The organism is Amycolatopsis sp. NPDC049159 (genome assembly GCF_040648295.1).
Taxonomy (GTDB): domain Bacteria; phylum Actinomycetota; class Actinomycetes; order Mycobacteriales; family Pseudonocardiaceae; genus Amycolatopsis; species Amycolatopsis pretoriensis_A.
The window spans coordinates 83,909-103,558 of record NZ_JBEZDL010000003.1 but is presented as its reverse complement, the minus strand read 5'-3'; the positions used below and the strand labels follow the sequence as shown (position 1 = coordinate 103,558).

20 protein-coding genes are annotated in these 19,650 nt (G+C 71.4%); 7 read left to right on the top strand and 13 right to left on the bottom strand.

Features of this window, described 5'->3' with window-relative positions:
* The first annotated feature begins 76 nt into the window (after nt 1-76).
* Genes AB0B33_RS06580 through AB0B33_RS06565 form a run of 4 tightly spaced genes read left to right on the top strand, consistent with a single transcriptional unit; the run spans nt 77 to nt 1,684 of the window.
* Nucleotides 77-379 (top strand): hypothetical protein, encoded by a 303-nt coding sequence (locus AB0B33_RS06580; protein WP_360767726.1) that lies wholly within the window; start codon nt 77-79, stop codon nt 377-379.
* 4 nt (nt 380-383) lie between these two features.
* A complete protein-coding gene (locus tag AB0B33_RS06575) occupies nt 384-935 on the top strand; it encodes a SigE family RNA polymerase sigma factor (protein WP_360767723.1) in 552 nt (183 codons plus the stop codon).
* 5 nt (nt 936-940) lie between these two features.
* Entirely contained in the window at nt 941-1,408 is a 468-nt protein-coding gene (locus AB0B33_RS06570; RefSeq protein WP_360767721.1) for a hypothetical protein, read from the top strand.
* Nucleotides 1,409-1,429: 21 nt separating this feature from the next.
* On the top strand, nt 1,430-1,684 hold the full coding sequence (locus tag AB0B33_RS06565; protein ID WP_360767718.1) for a hypothetical protein: 255 nt from the start codon (nt 1,430-1,432) through the stop codon (nt 1,682-1,684).
* An 81-nt stretch (nt 1,685-1,765) separates the two neighbouring features.
* On the opposite strand, the gene AB0B33_RS06560 is transcribed toward AB0B33_RS06565, so the two are convergent.
* Complete coding sequence (locus AB0B33_RS06560) at nt 1,766-3,058, bottom strand: MFS transporter (protein WP_360767715.1); 1,293 nt, start codon at nt 3,056-3,058, stop codon at nt 1,766-1,768.
* Between the two features lie 279 nt (nt 3,059-3,337).
* Here AB0B33_RS06560 and AB0B33_RS06555 point away from each other — a divergent pair, with 279 nt between their 5' ends.
* Complete coding sequence (locus AB0B33_RS06555) at nt 3,338-3,931, top strand: PaaI family thioesterase (RefSeq protein ID WP_247015589.1); 594 nt, start codon at nt 3,338-3,340, stop codon at nt 3,929-3,931.
* Between the two features lie 68 nt (nt 3,932-3,999).
* Here the strand turns inward: AB0B33_RS06555 and AB0B33_RS06550 are convergent, their stop codons facing one another.
* The 12 genes from AB0B33_RS06550 to AB0B33_RS06495 all read right to left on the bottom strand — a co-directional run bounded on the left by AB0B33_RS06550 (nt 4,000) and on the right by AB0B33_RS06495 (nt 17,638).
* Nucleotides 4,000-6,669 carry a tetratricopeptide repeat protein gene (locus AB0B33_RS06550; protein ID WP_360767711.1) on the bottom strand — a complete coding sequence of 890 codons (2,670 nt, stop codon included), beginning with the start codon at nt 6,667-6,669 and terminating at the stop codon, nt 4,000-4,002.
* Between the two features lie 55 nt (nt 6,670-6,724).
* Nucleotides 6,725-7,699 (bottom strand): glutamate ABC transporter substrate-binding protein, encoded by a 975-nt coding sequence (locus AB0B33_RS06545; RefSeq protein WP_360767708.1) that lies wholly within the window; start codon nt 7,697-7,699, stop codon nt 6,725-6,727.
* Complete coding sequence (locus tag AB0B33_RS06540; protein ID WP_360767705.1) at nt 7,696-9,114, bottom strand: hypothetical protein; 1,419 nt, start codon at nt 9,112-9,114, stop codon at nt 7,696-7,698. Before AB0B33_RS06540 ends, AB0B33_RS06545 begins: the two co-directional genes overlap by 4 nt.
* 144 nt (nt 9,115-9,258) lie before the next feature.
* Complete coding sequence (locus tag AB0B33_RS06535; protein ID WP_360767702.1) at nt 9,259-10,371, bottom strand: histidine kinase; 1,113 nt, start codon at nt 10,369-10,371, stop codon at nt 9,259-9,261.
* A gap of 18 nt (nt 10,372-10,389) precedes the next feature.
* Nucleotides 10,390-11,652 carry a GAF domain-containing protein gene (locus AB0B33_RS06530; protein ID WP_360767699.1) on the bottom strand — a complete coding sequence of 421 codons (1,263 nt, stop codon included), beginning with the start codon at nt 11,650-11,652 and terminating at the stop codon, nt 10,390-10,392.
* Between the two features lie 106 nt (nt 11,653-11,758).
* Entirely contained in the window at nt 11,759-12,745 is a 987-nt protein-coding gene (locus AB0B33_RS06525; RefSeq protein WP_360767697.1) for an alpha-ketoacid dehydrogenase subunit beta, read from the bottom strand.
* A gap of 10 nt (nt 12,746-12,755) precedes the next feature.
* The gene (locus tag AB0B33_RS06520; protein WP_360767693.1) at nt 12,756-13,661 is read right to left on the bottom strand and encodes a thiamine pyrophosphate-dependent dehydrogenase E1 component subunit alpha; all 906 of its coding nucleotides are present in this window, start codon (nt 13,659-13,661) and stop codon (nt 12,756-12,758) included.
* Nucleotides 13,658-14,716: an NAD(+)/NADH kinase gene (locus tag AB0B33_RS06515; protein WP_360767690.1), complete on the bottom strand. Its 1,059-nt coding sequence runs from the start codon at nt 14,714-14,716 to the stop codon at nt 13,658-13,660. Before AB0B33_RS06515 ends, AB0B33_RS06520 begins: the two co-directional genes overlap by 4 nt.
* 174 nt (nt 14,717-14,890) lie before the next feature.
* Entirely contained in the window at nt 14,891-15,115 is a 225-nt protein-coding gene (locus tag AB0B33_RS06510) for a heavy-metal-associated domain-containing protein (RefSeq protein WP_360767687.1), read from the bottom strand.
* Nucleotides 15,116-15,179: 64 nt separating this feature from the next.
* Nucleotides 15,180-15,383 carry a cold-shock protein gene (locus AB0B33_RS06505; RefSeq protein WP_013222289.1) on the bottom strand — a complete coding sequence of 68 codons (204 nt, stop codon included), beginning with the start codon at nt 15,381-15,383 and terminating at the stop codon, nt 15,180-15,182.
* A 208-nt stretch (nt 15,384-15,591) separates the two neighbouring features.
* A complete protein-coding gene (locus AB0B33_RS06500; protein ID WP_285987810.1) occupies nt 15,592-15,765 on the bottom strand; it encodes a hypothetical protein in 174 nt (57 codons plus the stop codon).
* A gap of 214 nt (nt 15,766-15,979) precedes the next feature.
* Entirely contained in the window at nt 15,980-17,638 is a 1,659-nt protein-coding gene (locus tag AB0B33_RS06495) for a thiamine pyrophosphate-dependent enzyme (RefSeq protein WP_281506342.1), read from the bottom strand.
* Nucleotides 17,639-17,773: 135 nt separating this feature from the next.
* Between AB0B33_RS06495 and AB0B33_RS06490 the strand changes: the two genes are divergently transcribed.
* Together AB0B33_RS06490 and AB0B33_RS06485 are read left to right on the top strand one after the other, a co-directional pair.
* Nucleotides 17,774-19,054 carry a hydroxyacid-oxoacid transhydrogenase gene (locus AB0B33_RS06490; RefSeq protein ID WP_360767684.1) on the top strand — a complete coding sequence of 427 codons (1,281 nt, stop codon included), beginning with the start codon at nt 17,774-17,776 and terminating at the stop codon, nt 19,052-19,054.
* Entirely contained in the window at nt 19,048-19,461 is a 414-nt protein-coding gene (locus tag AB0B33_RS06485; RefSeq protein ID WP_360767681.1) for a thioesterase family protein, read from the top strand. The genes AB0B33_RS06490 and AB0B33_RS06485 overlap by 7 nt, the downstream gene beginning before the upstream one ends.
* The last annotated feature ends 189 nt before the right edge of the window (nt 19,462-19,650 follow it).

Genomic DNA, 19,650 nt, shown 5'->3' with positions numbered 1-19,650 from the left:
CCCGATGACCACCCGCCGCATGACTACGGGCAGAGGCGCGACGATCCCGGTCGCGTCCGCGAGAAGAGGAGCTGTCTTGCGTATCCGCATCGCCCTGACCCTCGGCGCGCTCGTGCTCGCCGGTGGTGCCCTGTCCGGTGGCATCGCGCTGGCTTCGGACGCGCAGCCGCCGGCCCCGTCGGCGACGACCCGCCCGAACGAGCCGACCCTGGCCCCGGCGCCGACGGCCGGCCAGCGGCCGCAGCAGGCGCCGTCCGCCGCCCCCGCGCCGCGCGAGACCCGCGCGCCGCGCACCGGTCCGGCGCCGCGCGTTCCGCGTGCCGTGCCGGCCGGCCCGACCGGTGATCTGCACCTGCCGGCCATCGGGGTGGCCCGGTAGCCAGGTGATCTCCCGCTCCCGTCCGTCGACCGGGCCGGGCTCGCCGTGGGACGGCGAGTTCGCCCGGTACTTCGGCGAGCGCGCGCACAGCCTGCGCTCGACCGCCTTCCTGCTCTGCGGGGACTGGCACCAGGCCGAGGACATCACGCAGGCCGCGTTGCTCAAGCTGTACCTCGCCTGGCCGAGGCTGTCGCGCCACGACGCCTTGGACGCCTACGCCCGGAAGGTCGTGCTGCGCACGTTCCTCGCCGAGCACCGGCGCAGCAGGTGGAAGCGGGAGCGGCTCACCGACACCCCGCCGGAGCTCCCGGCGGAACCGGCCGCGAGCGACCAGGACGCCCTCGTCCGGCAAGCTCTGGCCGTACTGGCTCCGAAGCAGCGCGCCGTGCTGGTGCTGCGGTACTTCGAGGACCTGAGCGTCGAGGAGACGGCGAAGGCGCTCGGCTGCAGCACCGGCACGGTTAAGAGCCAGGCCTCACGGGGCCTGGCGACGCTGCGCAACCGGCTCGGCCCGCACTACGCGCTGACCTTCAGCGCGAACACGGAGGGGAGGTGACGAACATGGACCCCGAAGACGACGTCCGTGCGTACCTGACCGGCGCGGCCGGTGGCGCGCAGCCGCCGATGCGCCTCGAAGCCGCCGACGTGATCGAGCGCGGTGGCCGGGTCCGGCGACGGCGCAAGCGCCTCGCCGTGGCGAGCACCTCGGCCGCGACGGCGGTCGTCCTGGCGGTGGCCGGTTTCCTGGCCGGTCACCGCGCCGGACCGCCGGAGCCGGTGCAGCCCGCCGGGCCGGGACTGTCCACGATCGGCACCAGCTCCCCCGCACCGTCGCCGCCCATGGAGGTCCCGGCGACGTCGATCGCGCCGCCGTCGGCCGAGCCGGACCGCATGCCCTCCCGGGCCACGAGGGCTCCGCAGGCGCCGTCGGCGGGCCGTCCGACGCAGCGGTCGGCACCGACCACCAGCCGGTCCTCCCCGCAACTCACGGAGACGGTCCCGGAACCGCCGGTCGCCACCTCCCGCTGACGTTTCCGCAGGTCAGTACACGTGGTGCAGATCACCGTTTCGACGTGGGTTTCCGACGAAATACGCGCGCCCCTCGTGGCGATATGTCCTGTGGTGTTCCGATCGGACGCCGGACAACTGCTCAGCCGGACGCTTCGCCGCCGGCCCGAGAAACCGAGGAGGAAGCACATGGTGCTCGCCGCGCTCATCGTCGAAACCGGAATCGCTGTCGTGGTCGCGGGCTCGCTCGCCGCTTGGTCCCGCAAGCGCTTCACTCCTCGGAGCGAAGCGAACTGACCCCTGACGCACGTGTGCCCCGCCCGGTGATCCGGGCGGGGCACACGTCTGTCCGACGGCTGCTCAGCGCCGAGCAGCCGCTCAGCGCTGGGCGGACGCGGAGGCCAGTTTTCCGCTGTTGTCCTCGGTGTCGATCTGTTCCATCGGCACCTGCGACGTCTCCGGGATCTTGATGATCGGCAGGATCGCGATCAGCGCCGCCGCCATCAGGTAGTACGCCGGCCAGTCCTCGTTGCCGGTGCTCTTGATGAGCGCCGTCACGATGACACCGCAGGTACCGCCGAACAGCGACGTCGAGATGTTGTAGCCGATCGCGAACGAGCCGTAGCGCACCCGCGTCGGGAACATCGCCGGGAACGTCGAGCCGATCACCGCCAGCATGAGCACCAGCAGGAGCGCCACGATCAGGAAGCCGACGAAGAGCCAGAAGATGCTGCCGGACTGCATCAGCTTCAGGCTCGGCCAGCTCAGCACCAGGAACCCGATGGCCGCGGTGAGCAGCAGGGGTTTTCGCCCGATCCGGTCGGACAGCGCGCCGAGCGGGATGATGATCGCCATCTGGATGACTTCGACGGCGATGATGATCAGCGTCGACGTGTTGTCGTTGATCTTCAGCGTGTCCGTGAAGTACGTCGGCATCGTGGTCAGCAGCAGGTAGTCCGCGACGTTCAGCAGCAGCACGATGCCGATCAGGTTGAGGATCATCCGCCAGTTGCGGACGAAGATCTCCTTGAGCGGCGCCTTCTTCGGGGCCTCGCCCGCGGCCTCCATCCGGCGGAACTCGGGGGTGTCCTCGAGCTTGTTCCGCAGGTAGAGCCCGATCAGGCCGAGCGGCAGCGCGACGAAGAACGGGATCCGCCAGCCCCAGGCGTCGACCTGCTCGGCCGACAGGGACAGCGTCACCGACAGCACGACGAGGTTGCCGAGCACGTAGCCGGCCAGCGTGCCGAGTTCGAGGAAGCTGCCGAAGAAGCCACGGCGTTTGGTGGGCGAGTACTCGGCGATGAACGTCGCCGCTCCGCCGTACTCACCGCCGGTCGAGAAGCCCTGGATGATCCGGAGCAGCAGGATCGCGATCGGCGCCGCGATACCCATGCTGTAGCCGCCGGAGTACGTCGGCAGCACGCCGACCAGGAACGTGCAGCCGGACATCAGCAGGATAGTGATGGCGAGGACCCGCTTGCGGCCGAGCTTGTCGCCGAGCGGGCCGAAGAACGCCCCGCCGAACGGCCGCACGATGAACCCGACCGCGAGCAGTGCCAGCGACTTGAGGACCGCGTTGCCTTCCCCGGGGAAGAACAGCGTGCCGATGCTGGTCGCGATCGCACCCGAGGTGAAGACGCCGTAGTCGTACCACTCGGTCGCGTTGCCCATGGCCGAAGCCCAGACAGCGCGTTTGACGGTTCTCTCGTCCGCTGCGGGTTTACCCGTGGTTGCTGCTGGTTCGCTCATGCCGGCGACGACCTCCTCCGCGCAGTGCCCATTGGGCCGTTCGAGCTCATCCGACCAGTCTTGACCGGGTTCCACAGGTCGGCAGTCTGAGCCGTCAATCTTCTACGGTGGGGAACTTTCCGGCTACTGAGAGATGTAGGCCCCCGGTACCCGGCCCGGGTCGGGTACGGCGCCGGCCTACCCGCCGGTTAACGTCAGCGCATGAGTCGTGTTTCTCAACCGTGGCCGCCGGTGGCCGTGGAGCCCGCGGTCCCGCACCCGAAGGCGCCGGCGCCGGGCACCGAGCTCGGCGTGCACTTCGCGGAGTGCTTCGGGTGCGGTGACGAGGCCGACGCCGGGCTGCACCTGCGCTCGACGGTCGGCGAGGGCCAGGTCGTGCGCTCGCGGTTCACCGTCACCGCGGCCCACCAGGGCGCGCCCGGGCTCGCCCACGGCGGCCTGCTGGCCTGCGCATTCGACGAGGCGCTCGGCTCGGCGGTCGGCAACCTGATGCGCCGCCCGGCGGTGACCGGCAAGCTCGAGACGGACTTCCGCCGCCCGGTGCCGGTCGGGACGACGCTGTTCATCGAGACCCGGCTGGACGGTGTCGCCGGCCGCAAGATCTACGTCAGCGCGGACGGCCGCCTCGACGCCGAAGACGGCCAGATCGCGGTCAGCGCCCGCGCGCTGTTCGTCGTCGTCGGCTTCGAGCACTTCAGCACCCACGGCGACCCGCAGGCGCTGGAGAAGCTGGCCGAGCAGCACGCGAAGAACCAGCGCGCCCGCGAAGAGGGCGACTGGGAGATCAACCCCTGACGTCACTTTCCCTATGAAAGTTCCGGCCAGGTCCGGGGCCGCCGCAGCTTTCCCTACGAAAGCTGCGGTCAGGTGAGGGTCCGGGGCCGGATCGCGTTGGCGCGGTCGACCAGCTCGACGCGCTGCTCGACCGTGCTCGCCAGCCGCGCCAGCGCCCGGTAGCAGCGCTCGAGGCCGAACCGCAGCTCGCGCTCCTCCATCGCGCACCCGAGCACCCGCGCCCCCGGCGTCGGCCGCCCGTTCTTGAGCCATTCGTACGCGGCTTCGAGCACGTCCGCGCTGAGCCGGGTGCGGCGCTCGACGTCCAGGCGGAGCCGTTCGAGCCTGCTCGACGCGTCGAGCAGGTCGTGCTCGGTGACCGGGGTCTCGCGGCCCTTGGCCTTGGTCACCGACGTCTTGATCTTGATCGCCGCGACCTGCGCGTCGACGTAGTGGGTGGACGACGGCGGCACGGTCTCGAGCACCTCGACCGCGCTCGAGCGCGCCCCCTGCGCCAGGTACACGCGGGCGAGGCCGAAGGCGGCGCTGACGTAGGTGCGGTCGGTGCGCCAGACCAGTTCGTAGAACCGCGCGGCGGCGAAGTAGTCGCCGACGCCCTCGGCGCTGACGCCCAGCGCGAGCTTCGGCGCGGCCTCGCCGGGCAGGTCGTCGTACACCGCTTCGAACGCGACGTGCGCGACCCGCGACCGGCCGCCGGCCAGCTCGATCAGGCCGCGGTACCAGTCGATGCGCCAGTCGTGCGGGAAGCCGTTCTTGATCGCCAGGTACTGCGCGGCCTGCAGCTGCCGCTGCGCCTCGGCGAGCTCGCCCAGCTCGATCCGGGCCCGCACGATCCGCAGCCGGACCTCGATCGACTCGCGCGGCGCGCCTGAGAGGGCCTCGATGGCCCCGCGCGGCTCGAGCGTGGTGGTCGTGGCGAGCACGCCGGCGGCCGGGTCGTCCGTGTCGACCTGCGGGATCGGCAGACCGGCGACGACCTCGTCGGCCCCGGGCAGCGGCACGCTGGCGCCGGCCTCCGGCACGACCAGCTGGACGCCGAACGTGCGGATCTCCGGGCCGAACACGGTGGACGCGCCGGGCCGCGGCTTGCCGGTGCCGAGCGCCATGATCTCGCGCAGCACGCCGGTGAGCTGGTCGGCCATCTCCTCGGCGGAGAGGAAGCGCCGGTCCGGGTCGGCGTGCGTCGCGCGGCGCAGGAACCGGTGGTAGGAACCGAAGAGCGCGAACAGCGGGACCGCGTCCGGGCCGGGCAGCGTCGTCTTGAACTTGGTGGTGTAGCCGGTGAACTCGAAGCTCAGCACGGCGAGCGTGCGCCCGACGGTGAACAGGTCCGACGCGATCGACGCGCCCTGCGTCGGCAGTTCCGGCGCGCTGTAGCCGGTGGTGAAGAACAGCGGGCTCTCGTAGTCGTCGGTGCGGCGGACCGCGCCCAGGTCGATCAGCTTGAGCTGCTCGTTGGTCTGGATGACGTTGTCCGGCTTGAGGTCGCAGTAGAGCAGGCCCTGGCTGTGCAGGTACCCCATGGCGGGCAGGATCTCCAGCCCGTACGCGAGGACCTGGCCGATCGGCAGCGGCTCCGGGCGCCGGCTTTCGCGGTGGTGCGCCAGCGCGAGCTGGCGCAGCGACTGGCCGCCGATGTACTCCATCACGATGTAGCCGACGGTCGTGCCGCTGTGCGCGTCCGGGTGCTGCACGAAGTTGTGGATCTTGACGATGTTCGGGTGCTCGACCTCGGCGAGGAACCGCTGCTCGTTGGCCGCGGCCGCCATCGCCGTCGCGTCACCGGTGTCGATCAGTCCTTTGAGGACGACCCAGCGGTCGCTGACGTTGTGGTCCTGCGCCAGGTAGATCCAGCCGAGCCCGCCGTAGGCGATCGCGCCGAGCACTTCGTACTGGCCGCCGACGAGTTCGTGCGGCTGCAGCTTCGGCAGGAAGGAGAACGGTGTCGCGCAGTTCTCGCACTTCCCTTCCGGGGCACCGGGTTGGCCGTCCTTGCCGCGGCCGACCTTCGCGCTGCAGTTGCCGCAGAAGCGCTTTTCCTCCGACACCACCGGGTTCGTCAGCACCGCCGACGCGGGGTCGCGCGCGGGCACCGGCGGGACTTCGACCAGCCCGGCGCCGAGCCGGCCGCGGCGCGACCGCGACGTCCGCGACGACGTCCGCCGCGAAGTGCCGGGGAACGAGCCGGACCGGGAGTCCGAGCCGCTGCCCGTACCGGTTCCGGTGCCGGTGTGCCGTCCTTCGCTGCTGCGTTCGGGCAGCACGCTTTCGGTGCCCGGGTCCGGCAGCGGCGTGCCGGGACCGGTGTCCGGCCGCGGCACCGGCGGCATGATGCTCTGGGTTTCCGGCGCCGGGGCCGCGAGCACGCTCGTCAGCTGCGGCTCGTCGGGCTGCGGCGGGCGGACGGCCTGCGTCGCGACCGGCTGGACCGGCGGCAGGACGGGGTTCATGCTGCCGGGCGGCTTGGTCGGGTCGTCCGCGCCCGGGATCGGCGCGCCGCGCGGCGGCGTCGGCGGACGGCGCACGGGGGCGTGGAAGACGGTCTCTTCCCCCCGCGACGGCGCACCGCGTGACGGCACGGCCCGGGGTGGCTCGCCGTCGTCGAGGCGGCCGGAGATGGACGGCTCCGGCGTCTCCCACCGCACGGGTGGCGGCGGTTGCCAGCTGCTGCCCGGCGTGGCCGGCTGCGGCTCGTCGTCCGGTGCGGCGTGCCGAGGACGGCGCGGCTCCTCCGACACTGCTACCTCCCAGATCCCCGGCGACGTGCGGGAACCGATCCTAGTCGCGGTCCGCTCACTGGTACTGCGCCTGCGGCGGCGAAGCCGGCCCCAGCGACGACTCGACCCAGTGGCGGTAGCTGTTCTGCCAAGCGCCGCTGTTGCGGATGTTCTCGAGCACGGCGTTGACGAACTTGACCATGTCCTCGTTGTCCTTCGGCACGCCGATGCCGTAGTTCTCCTGCGTGAACTGGTCGCCGACGACCTGCAGCGTCGGGTCCTGCGCGGCCATCCCGGCGAGGATGGTGTCGTCGGTCGACACCGCGTCGACCTGCCCCTGCTGGAGCATCACCAGGCAGTCCGACCAGTTGTCGACCGAGACCGCCTGCGGCTTGGCCGGGTCCGTCGCGATCTTCGCCAGCGACGTCGACTTCTTCGCCGCGCAGACCTTCTTGCCGCTCAGGTCGGCCAGCTTGGTCGCCTTCGACTCCTTCGTCACCAGCAGCCGCTGCCCGGCGACGTAGTAGACGGACGAGAACTGGACGTCCTTCTTGCGCGCGCAGGTGATGCTGTAGGTGCGGACGACGATGTCGACCTGGTGCTTCGTCAGGACGTCCTGGCGCTGCGACGACGTGATCGCGCGGAACTGGACGCGGCCTTCGGGCGCACCGAAGATCGAGCGGGCGATCTCGTTGACGAGGTCGATGTCGAAGCCCTCGAGGTTGCCCGAGGTGGGGTTGCGGAAGCCGAACAGGTAGGTGGTCTGGTCGACGCCGGCGATGAGCTTGCCGCGTTCCTTGATCTTCGCCATGGTCGAGCCGTCGAAGACCGACGTGCCCTTGTCGGGCTGCAGGCTGGCCAGCGGGTTGCAGCTGGTGTCGCTGCCACCGCCGGCGGCCGCGTCCGGGCCGCCCACGTGCGCGGGCTGCGGCCAGGCCGCGTTGCCGACCGGGGCCGGGTCGACCGGTTTCCCGGGGCTGCCGCAGGACGCCGCCAGCAACGCGACGACCGCCAGCACGCCCGCCCGGACCGTGTTCCCCCGCCTGCTCACCGGTACTCCCTCAGTCGCTCCCGGATCCCCATGGTGACACCCGCCGCGGCGACGACCGCGAGCCCGGCCAGGCCGGGGGCCAGCAGCGTCAGCGCGCGATCGCCGTTGTGGGTGTCGTCGAGGAATTCCTGCCTGCCGACGTCGATGGCGGCCTGGAGGCTGTCGTCGAGCCGTCGGAACGCCGGGGCCGAGCCGTCGGTCTTGTCCTCCAGCACGGCGAAGTCGACGGCTTCCTGGTACTGGCCGGCGTCGTCCTGGGCGCGGACTTCCTTGTGCGCCTTCAGCCAGTCGTTCGCGGCCTTCGTCGCGTCGGCGACCTTCGTGGCGCCTTCGCCGTCCTGGATGAGGCCGCGGGCTTCGCCGAGCAGACCGCCCTGGCCGTCCGGGCCGACCAGCTGGGCCGCGTTGGTGCCGAAGTCGTTCTCGTACGCGGCGCCGTCGCCGCGCGCGACCAGGGTGAGCGTTTCGTCGGCGCGGGCCTGCAGCGCGGCGATGCGCGCGCGGACCAGCACGTCGACGCGGTGCGAGCCGTCGGCCTGACCGCTGCCGACCAGGCTGCCCTGCACGACCAGCGCGACCGCGCCCCACAACAGCGAGACCACGACGGCGGCCGTCGCGACGACGAGCCCGACGTTGAGCAGCCGGTTGGTGCGCTTGGTCAGGTAGACCTGCGCGGCGATGAGCGCGGCCAGCAGCGCGATCACCAGGATCGTGGCGAGCCACGGGAACCCGGTCGCGCTGTCCTGCTCGTCGATCAGGCGCTCGGTGTCGACGCGGTAGAGGTCCTGGGCGGCGGGCAGGATCTTCGCCCGCATCAGCTCGGAGGCTTCACGCAGGTAGGACGCGCCGACCGGGTAGCCGAGGCGGTTGTTCGTGCGGGCCGTCTCGACGAGCCCGGTGTAGGCGGGCAGCGACTGGTTGAGGACGTCGACCGGGGCGGCCGCGTCGGCGACGTCGGCGGCGTCGGAGGCGGCCTTCGCGAGCGCGGCGCCGGCTTCGGCGATGTCGCGCTCGTAGCGCTGGCGGAGCTCCGGCGGTTCGGTGCCGATGGAGAGGAACGCGCTGGCGGCGGTCGCGTCGGCGTCCGAAAGCGAGCGGTAGACCTGCTGCGCCGCGGCGGCGAGGGGCTCGCGGTGCTCGATGACGCCGGTGATGGTGTCGTCGCGGTCCTGCACCGACAGCGTCGCGACCAGCCCGGCGAGCAGCGACAGCAGCACCAGCCCGACGGCGATGACGGTGAGGCGGCCGGGGGTCGTCGCGGCGGACCGGATGATCGCGCGGACGCCCTGTCCCGGCAGGTCCAGGAGTCCCAGCAGGCCGCTGCGGCTCCCTGCGCGGTCACCGCCGTCCGGTGGCGGCGGCGGGGGTCCCGGCGCGGGCGCCGTCGGACCCGGGGCCGTCGCAGTGCTGGTCATCCCCGATTCCTCCCCTGTGATCCGGGTGCTTCGCCCCCAGCCGGGGGCTTCGCCACCCGGAACCCCCCGAAAAGCGCTGTGACCGTTACTCGCAGAAGGTAGCCGGTCCGCCCAGCGCGCGGGTATCGGCACCGCCCGCTGTCATCAGCACGTGATCTCGGCGGTCACCCGCCAGTCACCGCCTTCCGGACCCGACGTCACCGTGCCACCGGCGAGGGCGACGCGCTCCCGCATGCCCGCCAACCCGAAACCTTCACCTGTTCGAGTGATGCCGAGAGCGTTGCGGACGTCCAGCCGGACGGCGTCGGGCGCGTAGCTCAGCCGCACCCGGACGTCCTCGCCCGGCGCGTGCTTGCCCGCGTTAGTCAGCGCTTCCCGCGCGGTGCCGGCGAGCGCGACGACCACCGCGGACGGCAGCGGCCGCGGGTCACCGTCGGCATCGAAAGCGACGCTGACGCCGTGGTCGCGGGCGTGCGCGGCGGCGGCCGCGGCGAGCACGTCGGCGAGCGGCAGGACGTCTCTTCTGAGCGCGGCGACGGCGTCCCGCGCTTCGGCGAGCCCGTCGGCGGCGAGCCGTCGCGACCGCTTGACCGACCGCAGTGCACCGTCCACATCGGACTTTTCTTCGAGCAGCGCCTCGGCGAGTTCGAGCTGGACTCCCAATGCCCCCAGCGAATGCGCGAGGACGTCGTGGAGTTCGCGGGCGATCCGGGTGCGTTCGTCGAGCGCGGCGGCGCGCGCGTGTTCGGCCTGCGCGAGCCGGGTCTGCTCGAGCAGCGCCTCGGCCTGCGTCGCCTGGATCTCGTACTGGCGGCGGTTGAGCCCGACGAGGACGAGCAGCACCAGCACGGCCGCGTCGGCGACGCTCTGCCCGCCGAGGAGGTGCGACGTCACCGCGAGCGCGAGGTCCAGCAGGCCGATCCCGACGATCACGCCGACGCCGACCGCGGTCAGCGTCGCGAGCCTGCCGAGCGCGATGGCGGACAGCAGGATCGCCGAAGAGTCCGCGGCCCGGCCGACGAGCGCCGCCGGCAGCGCGCTCGCGACGGCGAGCAGTGCGGCGGCCGTCCTCGGCAGCCGCGGCGCGAGGACGACGAAGCCGAGCCAGCAGGCGCTCGCGACGCCGTAAGCGGCCCAGATCAGCGGGTCCGGTTCGCGGGCGGTGAGCAGCGTCGCGGCGAAGAAGAGCGTGCCGAGCAGCTGCACCACGAGCCAGCTCGGCGCGATGGTGTCGGGCAGCAGGGGACGTTTCGGCACGCCCCCATCTTTCCCGGGTCAGCCGCGGATCGCCGGGGCCAGGGAGTGCGGGAGCACGGCTTCGGGGCTGGGCGGACGCTGGACCAGCACCTCGACGTCGTCGGCGAAGCGGTAGGGCTTCGCACCGAGGATGCCGCCGAAGTGGCGTCGCAGCCGGGACATCTCGGCGCGGACGGTGACCGTGCGGCCGGCGTCGCCGAAGAGGTCGGCCGACAGCTCGGAGGCCGACCGGCCGTCGCGGTGGCTGGCCAGCACGTACAGCATCTCGGCGTGGCGCGGGCTGAGCCGGTGCGTCCAGGTGCCGGCCGCGCCGGCCACGGTCAGCTCGGGCTCGCGCGGCGACCGGACGTCGAGCACGACCCGCGTGGGCGGCGCGGCCTCGTCGTCGGCCGGGCGGATCAGCCAGCCGCCGGGCACCGGCTCGACGACGCAGTTGCCGTACGCGGGCAGCCAGACGCGGCCGGGCTTGAGGCCGGCGGGCAACGCGATCCGGTCGACCGGTGCGAGGCCGGCGGCCGCGGCGACCCAGCCGTGCTCGTCGGCCACGACGGCCGGGCCGCCGACCTTGCCGAGCACCGGGACGGCGAAGCCGCGAAGCCGTTCCAGCTCGGTGAGGTGGGTGGTGCGCAGCTGCGCCTGCGCGAGCCGCGTCACGGCGTCCACCAGCGCCAACGTCGTGGCGTGGACGGTCGAGGCCGGGCCGGAGAGGTCGACGATGCCGAGCAGCTTGCCGTCGCGCGGGTCGTGCAGCGGCGCGGCGGCGCACGTCCAGGAGTGCTGGGCGCGGACGTAGTGCTCGGCGGAGTAGACCTGCACCGGGCGGCGCGCGACCAGCGCGGTGCCGATGGCGTTGGTGCCGACGGATTCTTCCTGCCAGTCGGCGCCTTCGACGAACCCGAGCGCGTCGGCGTGGCGGCGGACCGCGGCGCTGCCGTCACGCCAGAGCACCGTGCCGACCGCGTCGACGATCACCATGATGTGCGCGGCCTGTTCGGCGAGGGTGAGCAGGCCGCCGCGCAGGGTCGGCAGCGCTTCGGCCAGCCCGCTCGCGCGGCGCCGGGTTTCGAGCTGTCCGGCGGTCAGGACGGGCGCGGGAGCGCGGCCGTCCGGGTCGACGCCGAGCCGGCGCATCCGCTGCCAGGACGCGCCGATGACCGCGCGCGGGCGGCTGGGCAGGGCTTTTCCGGCCAGGGCCGCCTCGTGCACCTGCGAGAGGACACGCGCGTGCCGCCGGGGGTCCGCCCCGGCCGGCAACGCTGCCTCGAGGTCTCGCTGACCCAACCGCCACTCCTTGCGCTCTGCCTCCTCAGTCTGCCTTTTCGATCCGGTGATCGGAAGGTGGCGACAATCTCGCCTTTTCGGGCCCGGAGCTCCCAGCGCGCCCGGCTCAGCGCCGGTACCCGACGACGGCCTTCGCCGCGTTGAGGACCTTCTGCGCGTCCGGGATGTAGAGGTCCTCGAGCGCGTCGGAGAACGGCACGGGCGTGTGCGGCGGCGTCACCATCTCGATCGGCGCCCGCAGCGAGCCGAACGCCTCCTTCGCGACGAGCGCCGAGATGTCCGTGGCGAGGTTGCACCGCGGCGACGCCTCGTCGACGACGACCAGCCGTCCGGTCTTCTCGACGCTCGTCAGGATCGTCCGGGTGTCGAGCGGGCTGGTCGTGCGCGGGTCGATGACCTCGGCTTCGATCCCGGAGGCTGCGAGCTCCTTCGCCGCCCCTTCGGCCATGGCGACCATGCGGCCGATCGCGACGATCGTGACGTCGCCGCCGTCGCGGACGACGTTCGCCTCGCCGAACGGGATCGTGTAGCTCGCCTCCGGGACGTCGCCGCTGGTGTCGTGGAGCGCCTTGTGCTCGCAGAAGACCACCGGGTCGTCGTCCCGGATCGACTGGACCAGCAGGCCCTTCGCCTCGTACGGGCTCGACGGCACGACGACCTTCAGCCCGGGGATGTGCGTGAAGATCGGGTACAGGCACTGCGAATGCTGCGCGCCGGCCCGCAGTCCGGCGCCGTACACCGTGCGGATGACGACCGGCGTGCGGGCGGCGCCGCCGAACATGTAGCGGAACTTGGCGGCCTGGTTGGAGATCTGGTCGAAGCAGACGCCGGTGAAGTCGATGAACACGAGTTCCGCGACCGGCCGCTGCCCGCGCGTCGCGGCGCCGATCGCCGCGCCCACGAACGCCGACTCGGAGCTCGGCGTGTCGAGCACCCGGCCGGGGAACCTGCGGGCCAGGTCGGCCGTGCCGCCGCGGGCCCCGCCCCAGGCGTCGTCCGCGCCGCCTTGGCCCAGCACGATCACCGACTCGTCCCGGGCCATCTCCTGCGCGAGCGCCTCGTCGATCGCCTCGCGGTAGCTGATCGTGCGCACGAGGGCTCCTTCAGTACGAGACGTAGACGTCGGTTTCGAGGTCTTCCCGGGTGGGTTTCGGTGCGGACCTGGCCGCGGCGACGGCGTCCTCGATGAGCTTCGCGACCGCGGCGTCGATGGCGTCGAGGACCGGTTCGCCCAGCTCACCGCGGTCGGTGACGGCGGCGCGGAACCGCTCGAGGCAGTCGAGGCCCGCGCCCGGGTTCGGCCCGGTGAACTTGACCTCGATCAGCGTCGGGCCGCCGCCCTCGCGGGCGCGCTCGACGGCCTCACCCGCGGCTTCGTGGACGGCGAAGAAGTCGAGCCCGTCGACGATCACCCCCGGCACGCCGAACCCGGCGGCCCGGTCGGCGATGTTGTCCGACGCGACGGACCAGGCGCTCGACGTCGCTTCGGCGTAACCGTCGTGCTCCGCGACGAAGATCGCGGGGAGGTTCCAGGCGGACGCGAGGTTCAGCGCCTCCAGCGTCGTCCCCCGGTTGCCGGCACCGTCGCCGAAGAACGCGACGCCGACGCCGCCGGTGTTCTGCTGTTTCGCGGCGAGCGCGGTGCCGCAGATGAGCTGCGGGCCACCGCCGACGACGCCGTTCGCGCCGAGCAGGCCCTTGGCCAGGTCGGCGATGTGCCTCGAGCCGCCCTTGCCGTGGCAGGTCCCGGTCGTGCGGCCGTAGATCTCGGCCATCATGGCGTGGACGTCGACGCCCTTGGCGATGCAGTGGCCGTACCCGCGGTGGGTGCCGGTGACCGCGTCCCGGTCGTCGAGGTGGAGGCAGACCCCGGCGGCCGAGGCCTCGTCACCGGCGCAACCGGGCACGAGGCCGGGGATTTCGCCGGTCGCGAACTCCTCGTGCACCCGCTCCTCGAAGGTCCGGATGGTGCGCATCACGCGGTAGGCCTCCCGCAGGGTGTCCGTCATCTTCGACGCTCCTTCCCCGGCTCGGTCTCCGCGCGCAACAACCCTTTCCGCGCCGCTTCCGCCATCGCCGCCCGGACGTCGACGCACCACGGCCCGTCCGGCTTGAGCTCGACGAACGCGCTCTCGCCGTTCTTCAGTTCGAGTTCACGCTCGCCGTCGAGCGCGATGACACCGCCGGCCGCGGCCAGTTCCACGCGCACGCCGGGCCGCAGGACGCCCCACCCGCGCACCCCGACGGGCCGTACGAGCCCGGGCGCGATCGGCGCCTGCACGATGTACGGCGTCTCCCCGACCGGCCCGAGCTGCAGCGCGACGCCGTCCGGGCTGGACCGCGGGCTGGGACAGAGCTGCCCGGCAATGCTCGAGAGGCCGATGCCGTCCGGCTCGGCGAAGGTGCAGTACAGCTCGGTGAGCGTCGACGGGTCCCACAGCGCCCGCGCTCCGATGTGCTTGCTCAGCGACACGCAGACGTCGACGAGCGCGATCTCGCGCCGTGCCTTCGTGACGACCTCCAGCACGCTGACCCGGTGCGTGACGAGGTCGGGATCGATCTGCCCGGTTGCGATCAGCCCGGCGGCCAGGCCGGCGACGGTCGCTTCCCGCATCTGCGGGAACGCGTTGTTGGTCCCGGTCGAGAGCGCGAGGATCGGCACGTCTTCGCAGGCCGCGGCGGCAACCCGGGCGGTCCCGTCCCCGCCGAGGACGACGATGACCCCGGCCCCGGCTTCGACCATCCGCCGCACGGCGTTGGTCGTGTCGGCCGCGGTGCCGGTGAGCGGGTCGTCTTCGCAAAAGTCGACCTCGGGCCAGGCCCCGTTCCGGGTCCCGCCCCTGTTCCCGCCCCGGCCGAGCGCCCGCAGGACCGCGGCGGAGATCCCGCCGAGATCGGTCGAGACGAGGGCGCGGTCGAGCCCGGTCGCGGCGAACGCCGCCAGCAGCCGCTGGACCATGTTCGCCTTCTCCGCGGTGGGGAACACCGAAGCTTGCGCGACCAGCCGGCGGATGTCCCGCCCCGAAGCCGGATTCGCGACGATCCCCGCCACCGTTTCGCCCACCTGACCTCCAGACACTTCACCGGAGAACAGCAGACTCCGCGGACGGCGCGGAAGGAAGGGTTGCAGGGCGTTGCAGTGCCGAGCGGTGGCCTGGAGGCGTCGAACGACACCCGGGCGCCTCGATGATCTCCAGTGGACAGTCCACCCTGGAGAAATCCCACCGTGCGCGGGGCGCTACCCGACGAGGCTGACGACGCCCTGGTAGGTGTAGCCGGCCTCGTCGACCGCACCCCGGACGTCGGCTTCGGCCAGCGCGGCTTCAGCGCGCACGATGACGCGGCCGCTGGAGACGTCTACGTCCACTTCGGTCACTCCGGGCAGGCCGGTGAGTTCTTCGGTGACCGACTGCGCGCAGTGGCCGCAGCTCATGCCGGAGACGGTGTAGCCGTGCTCGATCATGGTGCGCAGCTTACGAAAAGGGCCGCCACCCCGAACGGGTGACGGCCCTTCCCCAAGATCAAAGTCAGATCACGGTGACCGACGTGGCCTGCGGGCCCTTCTGGCCCTGGCCGATCTCGAACTCGACGCGAGCGTTCTCTTCCAGGCTCTTGAAGCCGTTACCCTGGATCTCGCTGTAGTGAACGAAGACGTCGCCGCCACCGTTGTCGGGGGTGATGAAGCCGAACCCCTTCTCGGAGTTGAACCACTTCACAGTGCCCTGAGTCATCAAAAATCTCCATGTGTAACACCAAAAAACAGGAAGCCACTTCGGCGCCCCGGGTCATCACCCGGACGGTTTGCTTCCTCGGCGAGGAGACACTACGCCCGCTGAGTTCTGCGAGCGTGACTCAACACGAACACAAAAATCGAGACCTTCAGCAGTAAAGCACACCTCGACGTGGGCGGACAAGCGGTCTTCACCCGGGAGAGGTGAGCTATTCGCCACTCGCCGGGCGCAGCCCCTCCGTGGTGAATGGCGAACGCCAGGCCGTGTCGTGCTCACCCGCGACCACGGCGTCGTCGTGGGCCTCGGCGGAGGCGCTGAACAGCACCGGTACGACGCCCGAGGACTTCCGCGCTGCTTCGGATGCGTGCTGGTGATCGGTCACGTCGAAACTCCCCTCGTTCCCTGCCCGCTTCGGCGCGGGTCATGACCGTGATGGTGCCGTGCGGCACCGACAGAAACCGGTTGTCTCCCGCCGGGACCCGGCCGGGAAGGTTCAGCGGCGAACCACCACCGGAACACCGTCAGGCTACCTGAGCCTTCGTCGTGCTACCACACAACTTTCCCGGCGTTTCCCGTAATGAAACCGAGTGAAACCGTTACTGGGCGGGAGGTTGCGGACGAGCCTGCCCCAGCAACGACGAAAGCCGCACGTCCGGAGTCACCACATCGGGGTCCGTCCGCACGTCGATGACACACGGCCGCTGCCGCACCAGCGCGCTGGCGATGATCGGTTCGAGCTCTTCCCGATCGTCCACGGTGTACCCCGCCGCGCCCAGTCCACGCGCCCAAGAGGCGAAGTCGGTCAGCGGGATCGACACCCCGGACAGCCGCCCGTGCATCCGCGCCTGGTGCATGGCGAGCGCGCCGTGAACGCCGTTCTGGAAGACGACGACCATTACCGGCGCCCGGTACCGCACGGCGGTTTCGATCTCCTGCCCGGTCATCAGCGTCCCGGCGTCCCCCACCATGGCCACGACGGTCCGCCGCGGCTCGGTGAGCTTCGCCGCCACGGCGGCCGGCACGGCGTAGCCCATCGCGGCGTTGCTCGGCCCGAGCTGGCTGCGCGGCGCGGTGAAGCACCAGTAGCGGTGCATGAACTGCGCGAAGTTGCCGGCATCGCTGGTCACGATGGTGTCCTCGGGCGCCAGCTTCCGCAACGCCCGGACGACGTCCACCGGGTGCACCCGCGTGTTCCCGCTGGTGTCGGGCGGGGTCATGAACGTGTGCACGGCCGCGTTCGCCGCCGAAGCCCGCCGCGTCCGCGGCGACGCCACCGCCCGCAGCTCCCGCAGGAACGGCTCGACCTCCGAGTCGACGCGGAACGTGAGCCCTCGCCGCTTCGGGCTGACATCGATGCCGGTCCCGACCATGACCAGCGTCTGCTGCGGCGTCGGGTAGCGGTACGCCTGCGTGGTCACCTCGTCGAGCTGGGTGCCGAGCGCGACCACGAGGTCGGCCCGCTCGAGCGCGTCCAGCTGCCGGGCCGGGATGCCGAGCCCGAGGTGTCCGGCGTAGCGGGCGTGGTTTTCGGGGAAGGCGTCCTGCCGCCGGAAGGCGTTGTAGACGGGCAGCGCGAGCTCGTCGGCCACGGCGATCAGCTCGTCCCGCGCCGACCGCGCCCGCCCGCCGACGATGACGACGGGGTACTTGGCCTCGTCCACCAGTTGCGCGACGGCATCCGCCGAACGGCCCAGCGTCCCGGACGCCGGCGGCCGCACCCGCGCCATCGGCTTCGCCGCGTCGTAGGGCATCCCCCAGACGTCACAGGGCACACCTAGCACGACCGGCCCCGGCCGTCCCTCCTGCGACGTCGTCAGCGCGTGCGCGAGCAGGCTAGGCAGGCTGTCCGGGTCGGTGACCCGCAACGTCGACTTGGCGATCGACTCGAACATCGCCGTCAGGTCGGACGTCGGGAGTTCCCCCGACGACGACGGCACCGGTTCGGTCGACGGCGTCTCCAGCAGCACGACCATCGGGGTCTCGTCCTGGTACGCCGTTTGGACGCCGATCGCCAGGCTCGCCGCACTCGGCCCCCGGCTGGCGAGCAGCACGGCGGGACGCTCGGTGAGCTTGCCTTCGGCCTCCGCCATGAACGCCGCACCCGCGTCGTGGCGGGCCGAGACCAGCGTGATCTCCCGCTCGCGTTGCAGCGCGTCGAGCAGTTCCAGGAAGGACTCACCGACCACCGCGTAAACGCGGCGGACACGCGCCTCGGTCAGGATCCGCACGGCCGTCTGGGCGACGGTCGCTCCCAGTTGGTATCTAATGAGGAGAGCTTAGGCGGGCACCGTTCAGTGCAGTCAAGTGATCTTCGCCGAAACCCGGCAAGGATAGGCCGAATGTCCGCTTTGACCGACTGTCAGCCGATCAAGGGAGCGAGGACCGCAGTCTTGGCCGCAACCGAACATGAAACCGTTTTTACCTATGGCGCACCGGCGTTGAAGTACGGAACCGGCGCCAGCGACGAGATCGGCTACGACCTGACGCAGTACGGCGCCCACCGCGTGCTCGTCCTGACCGACCCGCAAGTCGCCGCGACCGGCTGGCCCCGCCGCATCGCCGACGGCATCGCCGGCTACGGCATCGAGACCGAGATCTTCGACGGCGTACACGTCGAGCCCACCGATGTCAGCATGCAGAAGGCGGTTGACTTCGCCCGCGGAACCGGCCCGTACGACGCCTTCGTCGCCGTAGGTGGCGGATCCGCGATCGACACCGCCAAAGCGGCGAACCTGCTCACCAGCAACGACGGCGACCTGATGGACTACGTCAACGCCCCCGTCGGCGGCGGCCGCGAACCGGAACGCCCGCTGAAGCCCCTGGTCGCGGTACCGACCACGACCGGCACGGGCTCCGAGAGCACCACGGTCTGCGTCCTCGACGTGCTGTCCCTGCGCGTCAAGAGCGGGATCAGCCACCTGCGGCTGCGCCCCACCCTCGCCGTCGTCGACCCGCGCCTGACGGTCAGCCAGCCCGCGGGAGTGACCGCTGCCAGCGGCATGGACATCCTCTGCCACGCCGCGGAGAGCTACACCGCGAAGCCGTACACCGAGTTCGAGCGCAAGCGCCCGGAACAGCGGGTGCCGTACTGCGGGGCGAACCCGCTGGCCGACATGTTCGCCGAGCAGTCCCTCCGGCTGCTGTCCTGGGCCCTCCCGGCTGCGGTCCGCGACGGTTCCGACCTCAAGGCCCGCGAAGCCATGGCCCTGGCCGCAACATTCGCCGGACTCGGCTTCGGCAACGCCGGCGTGCACATCCCCCACGCCAACGCGTACCCGATCGCCGGCCAGGTCAGGAACTTCCACCCGGACGGCTATCCAGGCGAAGAACCCATGGTGCCCCACGGCATGGCCGTGTCCCTCACAGCGCCCGCGGCGTTCCGCTTCACCTTCGACGCGGCCCCGGACCGCCACCTGCGCGTCGCGCGCCTGCTGGCACCCGACTTCGAGTGGCCCGGCGACTTCGCCGACCACCTGCCCGCAGTGCTGATCGATCTGATGCGCCAGATCGGCATCCCGGACGGCATCGGCGCGGTCGGCTACGAGGAGTCCGATGTGGACTCGCTGGTAGAGGGAACGCTGAAGCAGCAACGGCTGCTGGCCACCGCACCCCGCGAGGCCTCAGCGGAAGACCTGTCGAACATCCTGCGCGAGTCGGTGTCCCTGTGGTGAACGGGTACCCCCACTGGCAGACGGTTCCGCTGCGCTGGAAGGACAACGACGTCTACGGACACGTCAACAACGTCGTCCACTACTCCCTGATGGACACCGTGATCAACACCTGGCTGATCGAGCAGGGCGGCCTCGACATCGAGACCGGGAAGGTGATCGGCCTGTGCGTCGAGTCGCACTGCGGCTATCACTCATCGGTTTCCTTTCCTGGTTCGCTGCGGGTGGGTTTGCGGGTGGCGCACCTCGGGAAGTCCAGCGTCCGCTACGAGATCGGCATGTACGCCGCCGACGAGACCCTGGTCGCGGAAGGCCATTTCGTGCACGTCTTCGTGGACCGCGAGTCGCGCCGGCCGACACCGCTCGCGGGCAAGCTGCGTGAGGCGCTGGAAGCACTGCAACCCGGCTGACACGCACCGCACGCTGGCCACTCCTCTCTCTGCCGGTTCTCTGTCGGTGCCGCTCCGGGCTGTGTTCTCTTGGCATTTCCGATCATGCCCGACGGCACCGACAGAACCGGCGAATCAGCCCGAGTTGTCCACAGGCAGCTCGAGCATCGGCGAGTTGTCCACAGATTTCCCACAGGGGCTTGCCCAGCC